The following is a 14,871-nucleotide window of genomic DNA, read 5'->3' as shown; positions in this document are numbered from 1 at the left end:
GCCGCGCCGGCGTCGGGCGCGGTGCACGACGCCGTGCCGCCGGCGCCCTGCACCGCACCGGCCCCCACCCCCGCACCCGCGCCGCCCCAACCGGCGCCGCACGCGCCGATCGGCCGCATCCCGGTGCTCGAGGTCTCGCCCGTGGTCGAGGGCGGCCGCTGGCCCGCCAAGGCGGCGGTCGGCGAGGTCGTGCCGGTCGAGGCGACCGTGTTCCGCGAGGGTCACGACGCCGTCTCCGCCACCGCGGTGCTGGTGCGCCCCGACGGCACCGTGCACTCGACGGCACCGATGGTGGACGTCGCGCCCGGCCTCGACCGCTTCCGTGGGTTCGTCCAGCCCGACGCCGAGGGCGACTGGCGGTTCCGCGTCGAGGCGTGGAGCGACCCCTACGCCACCTGGGCGCACGACGCGACCATCAAGGTCGAGGCCGGCATCGACGTCGACCTCATGCTGGCCGAGGGCGTGCGGCTCTTCGAGCGGATCATCACGCCGGCGGCGCAGGCGGCGCGCACGCCCCACGACGCGCACCTGCTCGCCGACGCCGCCCGCGAGCTGGCCGACACCACGAGGCCCGCCGAGGCGCGGCTGGCCGTGGCGACGACGTCGGCGGTGCGCGAGGCGCTGACCCGCGCGCCGTTGCGCGACCTGGTGTCCGCGAGCGCCACCTACCCGCTGCGCGTCTCGCGCCGCAAGGCGCTGGCCGCCTCCTGGTACGAGATGTTCCCCCGCTCCGAGGGCGCGGTCCGCGCCGAGGACGGCACGTGGCGCTCCGGCACGTTCGCCACCGCCGCCGAGCGCCTGCCCGCCATCGCGGCCATGGGCTTCGACGTCGTCTACCTCACCCCGGTGCACCCGATCGGCACGACGTTCCGCAAGGGCCGCAACAACACGCTCGCCCCGAAGCCGGGCGACCCGGGCAGCCCGTACGCCATCGGCTCGTCCGACGGCGGGCACGAGGCGATCCACCCGGACCTGGGCACCGAGGAGGACTTCCGCGCGTTCGTGGCCACGGCGCACGACCACGACCTCGAGGTGGCCCTCGATCTGGCGCTGCAGTGCTCTCCGGACCACCCGTGGGTCACCGAGCACCCCGAGTGGTTCCGCACCCGGGCGGACGGCACCATCGCGTACGCCGAGAACCCGCCGAAGAAGTACCAGGACATCTACCCGCTGTACTTCGACGACGATCCGGTCGGGCTGCGCGAGGCGATCCTCGAGGTCGTCGAGACGTGGATCGAGCGCGGCGTGACGCTGTTCCGCGTCGACAACCCGCACACCAAGCCGCTCGACTTCTGGGAGTGGCTGCTGGCCAAGGTGCACGACCGGCACCCGGAGGTGCTGTTCCTGTCCGAGGCGTTCACCAAGCCGGCGATGATGGCGACGCTCGCGCGCATCGGGTTCCACCAGTCGTACACGTACTTCACGTGGCGCAACACCAAGACGGAGATCCTCGAGTACCTGCAGGAGGTCTCCGGGCCGGCCGGGTCGGTCATGCGCCCGTCGTTCTGGCCCACGACGCACGACATCCTGCCGCCGTACATGCAGCACGGTGGCGTGTCCGGGTTCGCCGTGCGCGCGGTGCTCGCCGCCACCGGCTCGCCGACCTGGGGCATCTACTCCGGGTACGAGCTCGTGGAGAACGTGCCGCGGCCCGGCGTGGAGGAGCAGATCGACAACGAGAAGTACGAGTACAAGCCGCGCGACTGGTCCAAGGCAGCGGACATCGGCATCTCGCTGCTGCTGACGCGGCTCAACCAGATCCGCCGCGAGCACCCGGCGCTGCAGCAGCTGCGCAACCTGTCCGTGCACGCCGCGGACAACGACAACGTGCTGGCCTACTCCCGCCGGATCCGCGGGGCGCACCTGCCGGTGGCCACCGGCGCCGGCCCCGCCGCGCCCGGCGCGCCGACGCCGTCGGACGACGTCGTGCTCGTGGTGCTCAACATCGACCCGTGGGGCACCCAGGAGGCGACGCTCCACCTCGACCTCGAGGCGCTGGGCCTCACCCCGCCGCCGGGCGCGGACCCGGGCGCGCCGTCCTTCACCGTGCGCGACCTGCTGACCGGGGCGGAGTACTCCTGGGGCGAGCACCCGTACGTGCGGCTCGACCCGCGGGTGCAGGTGGCCCACGTGCTGCAGGTGACGCCGGCATGAGCCAGCCGACGTCGCGGGCCGTGGAGGTCCCACGGCCGATCACGCAGGCGCTGCCCGTGCAGGCGCTGCCGCCGCGCCGCCAGCCCGAGCCCCCGGGCCTGGGCCGTCCGGGGCTGACCGACGACCCGGAGTGGTACCGCAAGGCGGTGTTCTACGAGGTGATGGTGCGGTCGTTCTCCGACTCGCGCGGCGACGGCACCGGCGACCTGCAGGGCATCATCCAGCGCCTGGACTACCTGCAGTGGCTGGGCATCGACTGCCTGTGGCTGCCGCCGTTCTTCCCGTCGCCGCTGCGCGACGGCGGGTACGACGTCAGCGACTACACCGCCATCGCGCCCCAGTACGGCACCGTCGCGGACTTCCAGGAGCTCATCGCCGAGGCCCACGACCGCGGCATCCGGGTGATCATCGACCTGGTCATGAACCACACCAGCGACCAGCACCCGTGGTTCCAGTCGTCGCGCTCCGACCCCGAGGGCCCGTACGGCGACTTCTACGTCTGGAGCGACGACAACACGCGCTACCAGGACGCCCGCATCATCTTCGTCGACACCGAGACGTCGAACTGGACCTTCGACCCCGTGCGCCGGCAGTACTTCTGGCACCGCTTCTTCAGCCACCAGCCGGACCTCAACTTCGAGAACCCCCGCGTGGTCGAGGCGATGCTCGACGTGGCCCGGTTCTGGCTGCAGATCGGCGTGGACGGCTTCCGCCTGGACGCCGTGCCGTACCTGTTCGAGGCCGAGGGCACCAACTGCGAGAACCTGCCCGAGACGCACGCGTTCCTGCGCAAGGTGCGCCGCATGATGGACACCGAGTACCCGGGCCGGATCATGCTCGCGGAGGCCAACCAGTGGCCCCAGGACGTGGTCGACTACTTCGGCACCGACGACGAGCCCGAGTGCCACATGTGCTTCCACTTCCCGGTGATGCCGCGCATCTTCTACGCGATGCGCGACCAGCGGGCCCGCCAGCTCGTCGACATCCTCGCCGACACCCCGCCGATCCCCGCCTCGGGCGGGCAGTGGTCGACGTTCCTGCGCAACCACGACGAGCTGACGCTCGAGATGGTCTCCACCGAGGAGCGCGCCGCCATGTACGGGTGGTACGCCGGCGACCCGCGCATGCGCGCCAACGTGGGCATCCGCCGCCGGCTGGCGCCGCTGCTCGACAACTCCCGCAAGGAGATCGAGCTGGCGCACGCGCTGCTGCTGAGCCTGCCCGGCTCGCCGTGCCTGTACTACGGCGACGAGATCGGCATGGGCGACAACATCTGGCTGCCCGACCGCGACGCGGTGCGCACGCCCATGCAGTGGACGCCGGACCGCAACGGCGGGTTCTCGACCGCCGACCCGGGCAAGCTGTACCTGCCGCTCGTCCAGTCGCTCGTGCACCACTACGAGCACCACAACGTCGAGGCGCAGCTCGCCCAGCCCACGAGCCTGCTCCACTGGGTCCACGGCATGCTCGCGGTGCGCCGGCTGCACCCCACGTTCGGCACCGGCGACTTCACCTCGCACGAGTGCGACGACGAGGCGATCCTCGCCTTCACGCGCTCCACGCCCGAGGAGACGCTGCTGGTGGCGGCGAACATGTCGGCCACCGCGCGCTCGGCCACGATCGCGCTGCCCGCCCACGCCGGCTGGCACCTCACCGACGTCTTCGGCGGCGGGTCGTTCCCCCGCGTCGGCGACGACGGGCGGGTGACGATGACGTGGGGCTCGCGCGACTTCTACTGGCTGAAGCTGACACGATCCGACGCCGGCGCCCGGAGCGTGCTGCCGTGACCGCCGACGTGCGGGTCCACCGCGCCGGCACGTACCTGCCGCCCGCGGTGACCGACCTGGTCGCCCGGTGGGCGCCGGGGCGGCGGTGGTTCCCCGGCGGGGCGGCCGGCACGCTCAGCCCGTGGCGCGAGGTCACCGTCGACGGCGCGGACGACGTGGTGCTGGCGCTGCTGCGGCTGCGTGACGACGGTGGCGGCGACGACGCCGTCGTGGTGCACGTGCCGCTCGTGCTCACGCCCGCGGGCGAGACGTCCACGCTGCTCGACGCGCCCGGGTCGATCGGCACCGTCACGACGCCGTCCGGACCCGTCACGGTGCACGACGGCGGCGTGCACCCGGCCTGCTGGGCGGCGCTGCTGCGCGCCGCCGGCGTGGCCGACGACGCCGCCGCGGCGGCGGCCCTCGCGGCGGGCGGGCGCGCCATCACGGGCGAGCAGTCGAACACCTCGGTGGTGCTGCCCCGCGCGGTGCTGCCGGGCGCCGACGCGGGCGCGATGCTCAAGGTGCTGCGCACCGTCGCGGCGGGGGCGCACCCCGACGTCGTCGTGCCGCAGGCCCTGACCGCGGTGGGGTACGCGGGCGTGCCCCGGTTCCTCGGCGCGCTCGAGGTCCCGCTCGAGGTGCCCGTCGACCGCCCGCGCGACGGCTCCGTCCCCGCCACCGCGCACCTCGCCGTGCTGGCCGAGCTGGTCCGCGACGCCCGCGACGGCTTCGAGCTCGCGTGCGAGCTCGCCGGCCGGGGCGAGAGCTTCGCGCCGCTGGCGGCCGACCTCGGGACCGTCCTGGCCGGGCTGCACGCCGCGATGCGGCGGGCGCTGCCGGCCGGCGGCGCCCTCGACCCGCGCACGTTCGTCGCCGGGCTGCGCCGCCGCGCCGACGCCGCCGTGGCCGCCGCGCCGTCGCTGGCCGGGCGCGCCGCCGACGTCGCCGCGGTGCTCGACGACCTCGAGCGGCGCCTGACGCCCGTGCCGCTCCAGCCGATCCACGGCGACCTGCACCTGGGCCAGGCGCTGCACGGCGCGGACGGCTGGAAGCTCCTGGACTTCGAGGGCGAGCCGCAGCGGCCCGTCGCCGAGCGCACGGCCCCGGACCTGCCGCTGCGGGACGTCGCCGGCATCCTGCGGTCGGTCGACTACGCCGCGGCCGTGGGCGGCGCCGCCGAGCCCGCGTGGGCGGCCGACGCCGAGGCGGCGTTCCTCGCCGCCTACCGGGCGTCCGCGGGCGCGCCCGTCGGCATGGACGACGCGACCGCCGCGGCCGCCCTGCGCGCGCTGGTCCTCGACAAGGCGCTGTACGAGGTGGTGTACGAGACGCGCCAGCGGCCGGACTGGGTCCGCATCCCGCTGGCGGCCGTCGACCGGGCGCTCTCGGCCTCGTGACGTCGCTCGCCCGCGGCAACGGTGAGCGAAGTGCGGCGCCCCGTGGAAGGGTGTCGTCATGACGACCGGCCCGACCCCGACCCCGCCGCACCGGACCTCGCCGTCCACGCCGCCGGCACCGCCCGCCGTCGACCCCGAGGTGCTCACCGCGGTGGCGCAGGGCACCACGCACGACCCGCACGCGGTGCTCGGGCCGCACCTGCTGCCCGTCGACCCCGACGGGCGGACCGGCTGGGCCGTGGTGCGCGTGCTGCGGCCCCTCGCCGACGAGGTCGTCGTGCTCACCGCCGACGGCGAGCACCCGGCCGAGCACCGCGCGGCCGGCGTCTTCGAGGCGGTGATCCCGGCGCCGGTCTCCGCCGACGGGCAGGTGCACGCCCCCGACTACCGGGTCCGCACGCGCTACGACGACGACGTCCAGACGCAGGACGACCCGTACCGGTTCCTGCCCTCCCTCGGCGAGCTCGACCTGCACCTCGTGGGCGAGGGCCGGCACGAGGAGCTGTGGACGGTGCTCGGCGCGAACCGGCGCCGCTACCCCAGCGAGCTGGGCGACATCGAGGGCACGTCCTTCGCCGTGTGGGCCCCGAACGCGCGCGGCGTGCGCGTGGTCAGCGACCACAACCGCTGGACGCCGATCCACCCGATGCGCTCGCTGGGCTCCTCGGGCGTGTGGGAGCTGTTCGTGCCCGGCGTCGGGGACGGCACCCGGTACAAGTACGAGATCCTCGGCGCCGACGGCGTCTGGCGTGCCAAGGCCGACCCGCTCGCCAAGGGCACGGAGGTGCCGCCCGCCACCGCGAGCGTGGTGGTCGAGTCACGTCACGAGTGGCAGGACGACGAGTGGATCGAGGCCCGCACGGCCGGCGACCCGCACGGCGGCCCGGTGAGCATCTACGAGGTGCACCTCGGCTCGTGGCGTCCGGGGCTCGGGTACCGCGAGCTGGCCGACCAGCTCGCCGAGTACGTCACCGAGCTGGGCTTCACGCACGTCGAGCTGCTGCCCGTGGCCGAGCACCCGTTCGGCGGGTCCTGGGGCTACCAGGTGACGTCGTACTACGCGCCGACCTCCCGGTTCGGCCACCCCGACGACTTCCGCCACCTGGTCGACCGGCTCCACCAGGCGGGCATCGGCGTCATCATCGACTGGGTCCCGGCGCACTTCCCCCGGGACGACTTCGCGCTGGCCCGCTTCGACGGCACGCCGCTGTACGAGCACCCGGACCCGCGCCGGGGCGAGCAGCCCGACTGGGGCACCTACGTGTTCGACTTCGGCCGGCGCGAGGTGCGCAACTTCCTCGTCGCCAACGCGACGTACTGGTTCGAGGAGTTCCACGCCGACGCGCTGCGCGTCGACGCCGTCGCGTCGATGCTCTACCTCGACTACTCCCGCAAGGACGGCGAGTGGACGCCGAACGAGTACGGCGGCAACCAGAACCTCGAGGCGATCTCGTTCCTCCAGGAGGCCAACGCCACGGCCTACCGGCGCACGCCCGGCGTGATGATGATCGCCGAGGAGTCGACGGCGTTCGACGGCGTCACGCGCCCGACCTCGGCCGGCGGCCTCGGCTTCGGCCTGAAGTGGAACATGGGCTGGATGAACGACTCCCTGCGCTACATGGCCGAGGACCCGATGTACCGCAGCTACCACCACGGGGAGCTGACGTTCTCCCTGGTGTACGCGTTCTCGGAGCAGTACGTCCTGCCGATCAGCCACGACGAGGTGGTGCACGGCAAGGGCTCGCTGCTGCGCAAGATGCCCGGGGACCGCTGGCAGCAGCTCGCCGGCGTGCGCGCCTTCCTCGCCTACCAGTGGACCCACCCGGGCAAGCAGCTGCTGTTCATGGGCACGGAGTTCGCCCAGGACGCCGAGTGGAACGAGTCCACCGGTCTGGACTGGTGGCTGCTCGACAACCCGTCGCACGCCGGCGTGCACCGCCTGGTGCGCGACCTCAACCGGTACTACCGCGACACGCCGGCGCTGTGGGAGCGGGACTTCTCCCCCGCCGGGTTCGAGTGGCTGGACGCGAACGACGCCGAGCACAACGTGCTCGCGTTCGTGCGGCGCAGCACGGCCGGCCTGCCCGTCGTCGTGGTGGTGAACTTCGCGGGCGTCCCCCACGAGGGCTACCGCCTGGCCCTGCCCGCCGGCGGGGCGTGGCGGGAGGCGATCAACACCGACGCCGAGACCTACGGCGGCTCGGGCGTGGGCAACATGGGCCGCGTGCAGGCAGAGCCGGCGCCGTGGCACGGGCGGGAGCACTCCGTCGTGCTGCGCGTGCCCCCGCTCGGCGCGCTCGTCCTCGAGCCCGAGGCCTGACGGGCCCGGGGCCTGCCGAGCCGGGACCATCGAGCCGGGACCATCGAGCCCAGAGCGCGACGAGAGCCGCGTGCCGGTGCAGGCGGGCGTCAGTACAGGTACAGCGCCAGCCTCTGGCGCGCCTTGATGACGCGCGGGTCGGTCACGCCGACCACCTCGAAGTACTCCACGAGGCGCACGCGAACCTGCTCCTTGCCCTCGGCGTCCAGGCTGGGCAGGAGCTCCAGCAGCCGGTCGAAGGCGTCGCCGACCTTGCCGCCGAGCATGTCCGTGTCCGCCACCGCGAGCTGCGCGGCGACGTCCGTCGGGGCTGCCGCGGCGGCGTCGCGCACCGCCTGCAGGTCGGCGTCGCGGGTGCGCTGCAGCAGCCGCACCTGGGCCAGCCCGGCGGACGCCATCGTGTCCTTCGGGTCCTGCTTGAGCGCCTTGGTGTACGCGGCGATCGCGGCGTCGTAGTCGCCCCGGTCGATCGCGTCGTACGCCTCCTGGTGCAGCGGCGGCAGCTCGGGCTCCGCGGGCACCTCAGGCGCCTCGACGGTGCCGTCCTCGCCCTGAGCCGGGGCCCGGCCGGTGACGCCGTTCTGCTCCGCCGCGGCGAGCACCTGGTCGAGCACCGCGCGCACCTGCTCCTCGGAGGCGGTGCCGGCGAACAGCGGCAGCGGCTGGCCCTGCAGCACGGCCACCACGGTGGGCACGCCCTCCACGCGGAACGCGGCGGCGATCTGCGGCTGCTGCTGGGCGTCGACGCGGCCCAGCAGGAACCGGCCCGCGTACTCCTCGGCGAGCCGGCCCAGCATGGTGCCCAGCTCGGCGTTCGCCTGGTCGGTGGGGATCCACAGGAGCACGACGACGGGGTACGTCGCCGAGTCCTGCACCAGCTGCGGGAAGTTGGCCTCGGTCACCTCGAGCACGTAGCCGCCGGCGGCCGGAGCGCCGCCGGGCTCGCCGGGCGGCGGCGACTGCGGGCGGTTCAGCGCCGACAGGTCGACGGCGCCGCGCGCGCTGAAGCTCGGCTGGGGAGTCGGGTTGCTCATGCGCTCATCCTAAGGACGACTGCCCCGGCCGCCACGACGGCCGGCCGGGGCGGGCGAGGTGCTACTCCGTGGAGACCGACGTCTGGATGTGGGAGTAGCCGAGCAGCTTGACCTTGGCGTCGGCGCCCTTCGGCGGCACGTAGAGCGCCACCATGTCCGAGTAGCCGTCGACGAGCTTGTTCGTCGGCTCGGCGTCCCCGAGCAGGGCCTTGCCCGAGCGCGTCGGCGGCGTCAGCGTGGCGCCCTCGACGGCCGTCATCGTCTCGGTCGCCGTGAGCGCGGCCATCACCATGGCGCCGCCGTCGGCGGTGCGCACGGCCTTGACCGGCTGGTCCTTGGTCGGCGTGACCTCGAGCGTGTACGTGCCGTCGACGTTCGGCTGGTCGAGCGTCTCCTTCTGCGTCTGGGCGAAGCTCCCGAGCAGCTGGCGGAACGCGTCGTCCTCGAACGTGTCCTTGAACGCCGAGCCGCTGCCCGTGGTGAGCACGTCGGCGTACTGGTTGACGGCGTCCTGCGGGCTCACGAGCAGCGAGTCGTCGTCGGCGGCGAGGTTCTCGCTGCCGAGCTCGGCGTCCGCGAACGCCGGCATCGTGATGCCGGAGGCGAGCTGCACCCAGCCCCACAGGCGGTAGGGGTCGCGCGGCGAGGCCTGCTCCAGCGCCAGCAGGCGCGGCGTCTGCAGCTCCTCCGTCTGCACGGTGATGGCGAACGACGTGCGCGGCCAGGTGTCGTTGGTCGGCACGATCAGCTGCTGGTACTCGCCCGGGATGTCGGTCACCAGGTCCGCGTTGCCGCGGGCCTTGGCCACCTCCAGCTGGCTCGTGCGGATCGCCAGCGCGGGACCGGTGAGGCGGGCCTCGAGCTTCGTCGGGTCGTTGCTCTCCGACGCCGCCTGGAGCACCGCGTTCACCTCCCCCAGCACGTGGGTGTCCTGGTCCTCGCTGAGCACGGGGCCGCTGGCCGACGGGTCCGGGTTCGGCGCCGGCGGCTCCGCGGCGCAGCCGGTCAGCGCCAGCGCGAGCGTCAGGGCGCCGGCGGCGACGGCGGCCGGGGTGCGGCGTGCGGGGCGGGCGGTCATCGCGAGCCTCCCTCGGTGGAGTCCTGGGTACCGGCGGCCGGGTCGTCGCCGTCCTGCGGGGCGTCCTGCGGGGTGGCCGGGCGGGGCGCCCCGCCGTCGAACCCCCAGGTGGCGCGCCACGCCGCCGCGCGGCCGGCGCGCGTGGTGGCCGGGGCCGCGCCGGGGGCCGCGGGCTGGTCGGCGGCGGCCTGCTGCCCGCGCCCGACGACCGGGATCTGCCCGGTGAGGGCGCGCAGCCGGCCGGTGATCGGCCGGGCGGCGCCCCGGCGCGCCTCCTCCTCCAGGGCGCGCAGCTCGCGCCGCGTCAGGCGGGGCGTGGCGCCCGTGGTCGCGGGCGGCTCCGCGGCGGAGGCCCCGACAGGGGGGACCTCGATCGCGGCGGTCTCGGGCGCGGCGGTCGCGTCGCCCTGCGTGCCGTCGCCCTGGGCGCCCTCGCCGGCCGGAGGGGCGGCGCCGGGGCGCGCGGGCCACGGCGAGGCGCCCGTCGTCGCCGGCCACACGGAGGCGGACGGCGTGGCGGACGGCGTGGCGGTCGGCGGCTCGGCCGTGGTGGAGGGGTCGCTCGCGCGCCGCGACCGGCGCCCGACGAACGGCACGGAGCGCTGCTCGGCGGCGTCCGGGATCGCGGGGGCCTGGTCCGCGGCGGCGGCCAGGAGCTCCGTCCGGTCGGCGGCGCGGTCGGCGGTGCGGTCCTCCGCACGGCCCGGGCTCGCCTCGCCCGGCTGTGCGCCGTCGGACGGCGGCACGACCTCGTCGGCCTGGTCGGGCACGGCCGGCGTCCCGCGGCGCCGGCGGCGCACCAGCAGCACGGCCAGGCCGGCGAGCACCAGCACGACGCCGGCGATGACGCCCGGCCACAGCCACGGCGTGGTCACGGTGCGGGGCCAGGTCAGCTCGACGGTGGGGGCCTGCGCGCCGTCGCCGACGCCCGCCGCGAGCAGGGACCAGCGGCCCGGCTGGTCACCCCAGCGCAGCGTCACCGTCCCGTCGCCCGAGGCCTGCGCCACCCACATGTCGTTGCCGGCCGGGTCGTCCCCGCTCGGCTTCGCGGGCTCGGCGGCCGCGCCGGCGTCCTGCCCCTCGGCGGGCGACGGGGACGCCGACGGCTCGCCGGCCGCGACGGCCAGCGACTCCCAGTCGGACAGGCCGGTCACGCGGGTGTACGGCTCGTCCCCGACCCAGCCGGCCACGTCGACGTCGCGCCCGACGGCGAGCGTCACCTTGCCGTCACCGGGGACTGTCGCGCGCACGGTGACGCTGTCGTCGACGAGCTCGAGGACGCCGGGGTCGGTGACCACCAGCGCGCCGTCGCCCTGCGGGGTCGCTGTCGCCACCACGGTGTCCGACTGCCGCCAGACGGTCGCGGAGGCGACGCCGAGACCGGCGGCCACCAGGCCGAGGACGATCAGGACCGTCCCGAGCAGTTTTCGCAGCACCGAGTGGTTCCCTTCCGGTTGGCGCTCGAGAGTGACGTCCAGCGGACGTCACGGAGAAGGTGACACCCCAGGATAGGGACGGACCGTGGGTGCCGGTCCACGCAGGAGGCGCCCACCGGTGCCCTCTCGCACCCCCGGGACGCTATCTGCACGATCCCTTCACCGGAGCGCGGCGCGCCAGAGCGACGCACCGGCGGATCGCCCGGCGGGTGACCCGCACCGTCCGCCGCGGGCCCCCGGGCGCGCGTCGCCGTCCGGACGCCGGTGTCGCCGCGGCTGACCGGCCACTATCCTGGCGCGAGCGACCCGGCGCGGCTGCCGCCCGCCTCTCCCTGAACCCCATCGGAGGTCCCCTCGTGTCCGACGAGCGCTCGCTCTTCCCGATCACCATGCGCGGGTACGACCGCGCACAGGTCGAGAACCAGATCGCACGCCTGGAGCAGTCCCTCGAGGAGGCCCGCCGACAGGTGGAGGCCTCCGACGCGCGCGCGATGCAGATGCAGTCGGAGCTCGCCGAGGCCCAGCGCCAGCTGCGTGAGAACGACCGCCCCACGTACTCCGGCCTCGGCTCGCGCATCGAGCAGCTCCTGCGCTCGGCCGGGGAGCAGTCGGCGGCCGTGCTGACGCAGGCCAACCAGCAGTCGGCGGACATCATGGCCCGGGCGAAGCTGTCGGCCGGCCAGGTCCGGTCGCGCGCCGAGGGTGAGGTCGCGGAGATGCTCGCGAGCGCCCGCCGCGAGGCGGAGGAGATCCGCTCGACGACGGCCGCCGAGGCCGAGGGCACGCTGCTGGCCGCGCAGCGCCGCGCCGAGGAGCTCATCGGCTCCGCCGAGCGCGAGGCAGCGCTCATCACCAGCACCGTCCAGGCCGAGGAGTCCGAGCGCCGGGCGAGCCTCGAGCGCGACCTCGGCGTGCTGCGCTCGACCACCGAGCGCGAGGTCACCGAGCTGCGCGTCACGGCCGAGCGGGACACCGCCCAGCTGCGGGCGCAGGCCGCCGCCGAGGCCGCCGCCCTGCGCGACGAGGCGGAGCGCGAGTCCACGGAGCTGCTGGAGAGCACCCGCCGCGAGGCCGCGCGCATCATCGCCGACGCCAAGCACGAGGCCGCCGAGGCGTCGAACCAGGTGACCGCCGAGCTGGAGCGGCTGCGCGAGGAGGCCCGGCGCACGCTGGCCGACGCCGAGCTCGAGGCCGCCCAGCGCCGCGAGGACGTGGAGCGCGAGGCGGCCGAGCGGCACGCCACGGCCAAGGCCGAGACGGAGAAGCTCATCCGCACCGCCGAGGAGCACGCCGCGGAGGCCGAGAAGCGCGTGGCGCTCGCCCTGCAGCAGGCCGAGAAGGTCCGCGCGGAGTCCGACGCCTACGTCAAGCAGCTGGTCTCGGAGGCCCGCCGCACCGCGGACGGCATCGTCGCCGAGGCCCGCGAGTTCGCCGAGCAGACGGTCAACGACGCCCGCGTCGAGGCCGAGCAGCAGCGGGGCACCGCCCAGCGCCAGCTGCAGGACCTCACGCGCAAGCACGAGTCGATCAACACCTACCTCGACGAGCTGCGCGGCCTGCTGGGCGAGAAGGCCCCCGTGCCGCCGGAGGCGCCCGCCGTCAGCGGCGCCGTGCCGCTGGGCTCGGTCTCGGCCGTCGCCGGCAGCACGCCCGCCCAGGCCGCCCGCGCCGCCGCGGCGAAGGCGGCGCAGGGCGACGCCCGCCCGGCCGCCGAGCGCCCGGTCCCGCCGCCCCCTGCTGCGGCCCAGCCGACCGCGGAGGAGACCGCCGCGACGGAGGCCGAGACGCAGGCCGGGACGCAGGCCGGGACGCAGGCCGGGACGCAGGCCGAGGAGCCCGCTGCGACGGCAGAGGCCGCCGTCGAGGCGGACGAGCCCGCCGAGGACGCCGCCGAGGCGGCGTCGGGCACGTCGTCGGGCACGTCGTCGGGCACGTCGTCGGGCACGTCGTCGGGCACGGCGTCCGACGACGAGGCGCCGGCGCGCACGAAGCGCTGACGTCCGCGCGCCCCTGCGCGCACGGCGAAGGCCGTGGACCGGACCGGTCCACGGCCTTCGTCGTCCGGCGAGGCGGGCCTCAGTGGTGCCGCACCACGCGCCGGTGCAGCAGGGACAGCGCCGCGGCGACCGCCGTGGGGTCCTCCACGGGGCTCGCGTGGCCGGCGCCCGGCACCACCGTCAGGGCGGCGTCGCGCGCGGCGCCCGCCATGTGCTCCGCGTCCGCGAGCGGCGTGACCAGGTCCTCGGCGCCGACGACTATCGACACCGGTCCGTCGAGCTGGCGCAGCACGTGGGTGCGGTCGGGCCGGTCGGCCATCGCGCGCTGGGCCCACGCGACGCCGGCCGGCGACTGGCCCCGCACCCAGGCCTCCAGCGTCGTGACCAGCAGGCGGCGTCGCTGCAGGCTGGTGGCGCCCAGCAGCGACGCGGGCATGCCCATCACGGCGTCGACCGTCTGGTTGGCCTCCACCTCGTCGGCCGTCTTGAGGCGCCGGGTGCGGGCCTCCTCCGAGTCGGCGGTCGACTTGGTGTCGACCATCGCGAGCCCGTCGACGAAGCCGGGGTGGAGCTCGGCGAGCGCGAGCGCCACGTAGCCGCCCATCGACATCCCGACGAGGATCCCGTTGGCGACGCCGGCGGCCACGAGGGTGCGGTGCACCGCCGCGGCGGCGGCCTCCAGGCTCGGGGGCATGCCGCCCAGCGGGCTCTGCCCCGCGCCGGGCAGGTCGACCGCGAGCGCCCGGATGCCCGGCGGCAGGTGGTTGGCGAGCGGGGTCCACATCCGGTGGTCGAACGGGAACCCGTGCAGCAGGACGAGCGGCACGCCGCCGCCGTCGTGGAGCTCGTGCAGGGCGAGGGTCGTGGAGGTCATCGTCGTCCTCTCAAGCCGTGGTGGACGGGGCACCCGGGGCCGACGACGCCGCGGCACCGGCGTGCGCGACGTCGCCGTCCCAGGTGGTCGGCAGGGGCGGGTGGCCCGGCAGCACGTGCTGGACGATCTCGTCGAGCACGCGCCGCACGGCGGGCTCCCCCACCCACAGGTGCTTGGCGCCGTCGACGCCGATGACCTCGGCCTGCGGCACGCGGGCGAACCGGCGGCGGGCCTCGTCGGGGCGCAGGTAGTCGTCGAGCTCCGGCACCAGCACCACGAGCGGGCGGCCGAGCTCGGCCCAGCGGTCCAGGTCGGCGTCGGTGGCGCGGTGCAGCGGCGGCGACAGCAGGATCGCGCCCTCGACGCTCGGGTCGGCGCCGTGCTTGAGCACCAGCTCGGTGCCGAACGACCAGCCCACGAGCCAGGGCCGCGGCAGGTCGCGGAACTCTGCCAGCTCGAGGGCCGCCGCGACGTCGTACCGCTCCGCCTCGCCGCCGTCGAACGCTCCCTCGGACGTGCCGCGCGGCGAGCTCGTGCCGCGGGTGTTGAACCGCAGCACCGCCAGGTCCGCGAGCGCCGGCAGCCGCCATGCCGCCTTGCGGTACACGTGGCTGTCCATGAACCCGCCGTGCGTCGGCAGCGGGTGGAAGGTCAGCAGCGTCGCGGCCGGGTCGCGGTCCTGCGGCAGGGCCAGCTCGCCGACGAGGGTGAGGCCGTCGGCGGTGTGCAGCTCGACGTCCTCGCGGCGGGCCGGCAGGACGGTCATCGAGCGGATCTCGTGCGTCTGGGAGCTCATCGTCTCGAGCCTAGCG

10 protein-coding genes are annotated in these 14,871 nt (G+C 75.3%); 5 read left to right on the top strand and 5 right to left on the bottom strand.

Translation table 11 applies throughout. The annotated features are described in order from the left end of the window. Positions 1-33: 33 nt before the first annotated feature. From GSF02_RS09255 to glgB, 4 genes are read left to right on the top strand one after another with little or no spacing between them, the layout of a single operon-like run. Positions 34-2,154 (top strand): alpha-1,4-glucan--maltose-1-phosphate maltosyltransferase, encoded by a 2,121-nt coding sequence (locus GSF02_RS09255; protein ID WP_408003883.1) that lies wholly within the window; start codon positions 34-36, stop codon positions 2,152-2,154. Continuing rightward, positions 2,151-3,941, top strand: a complete 1,791-nt coding sequence (gene treS, locus GSF02_RS09250) for a maltose alpha-D-glucosyltransferase (protein WP_159795019.1) — start codon at positions 2,151-2,153, stop codon at positions 3,939-3,941. Before GSF02_RS09255 ends, treS begins: the two co-directional genes overlap by 4 nt. After that, positions 3,938-5,320: a phosphotransferase gene (locus GSF02_RS09245; protein ID WP_235915469.1), complete on the top strand. Its 1,383-nt coding sequence runs from the start codon at positions 3,938-3,940 to the stop codon at positions 5,318-5,320. Before treS ends, GSF02_RS09245 begins: the two co-directional genes overlap by 4 nt. 58 nt (positions 5,321-5,378) lie before the next feature. After that, positions 5,379-7,640: a 1,4-alpha-glucan branching protein GlgB gene (gene glgB, locus GSF02_RS09240; RefSeq protein ID WP_159795016.1), complete on the top strand. Its 2,262-nt coding sequence runs from the start codon at positions 5,379-5,381 to the stop codon at positions 7,638-7,640. Between the two features lie 89 nt (positions 7,641-7,729). Here the strand turns inward: glgB and GSF02_RS09235 are convergent, their stop codons facing one another. The 3 genes from GSF02_RS09235 to GSF02_RS09225 form a co-directional block, all read right to left on the bottom strand. Further along, a complete protein-coding gene (locus tag GSF02_RS09235) occupies positions 7,730-8,674 on the bottom strand; it encodes a tetratricopeptide repeat protein (protein WP_159795013.1) in 945 nt (314 codons plus the stop codon). A 61-nt stretch (positions 8,675-8,735) separates the two neighbouring features. Beyond that, the gene (locus GSF02_RS09230; protein ID WP_159795010.1) at positions 8,736-9,752 is read right to left on the bottom strand and encodes a hypothetical protein; all 1,017 of its coding nucleotides are present in this window, start codon (positions 9,750-9,752) and stop codon (positions 8,736-8,738) included. After that, positions 9,749-11,188: a hypothetical protein gene (locus GSF02_RS09225; protein WP_159795007.1), complete on the bottom strand. Its 1,440-nt coding sequence runs from the start codon at positions 11,186-11,188 to the stop codon at positions 9,749-9,751. Before GSF02_RS09225 ends, GSF02_RS09230 begins: the two co-directional genes overlap by 4 nt. Before the next feature lie 356 nt (positions 11,189-11,544). Between GSF02_RS09225 and GSF02_RS09220 the strand changes: the two genes are divergently transcribed. Beyond that, positions 11,545-13,185, top strand: coding sequence for a coiled-coil domain-containing protein (locus tag GSF02_RS09220; protein ID WP_235915468.1), 1,641 nt, complete (start codon positions 11,545-11,547; stop codon positions 13,183-13,185). Positions 13,186-13,264: 79 nt separating this feature from the next. Here GSF02_RS09220 and GSF02_RS09215 read toward each other — a convergent pair whose 3' ends face one another. Further along, positions 13,265-14,059 (bottom strand): alpha/beta fold hydrolase, encoded by a 795-nt coding sequence (locus tag GSF02_RS09215; RefSeq protein WP_159795004.1) that lies wholly within the window; start codon positions 14,057-14,059, stop codon positions 13,265-13,267. A 10-nt stretch (positions 14,060-14,069) separates the two neighbouring features. Continuing rightward, the gene (locus GSF02_RS09210; protein WP_159795001.1) at positions 14,070-14,855 is read right to left on the bottom strand and encodes an alpha/beta hydrolase; all 786 of its coding nucleotides are present in this window, start codon (positions 14,853-14,855) and stop codon (positions 14,070-14,072) included. Positions 14,856-14,871: the final 16 nt, after the last annotated feature.

This window comes from Puerhibacterium puerhi, assembly GCF_009846865.1.
Lineage (GTDB): Bacteria > Actinomycetota > Actinomycetes > Actinomycetales > Cellulomonadaceae > Puerhibacterium > Puerhibacterium puerhi.
This window is presented reverse-complemented; position numbering and strand designations above follow the sequence as displayed.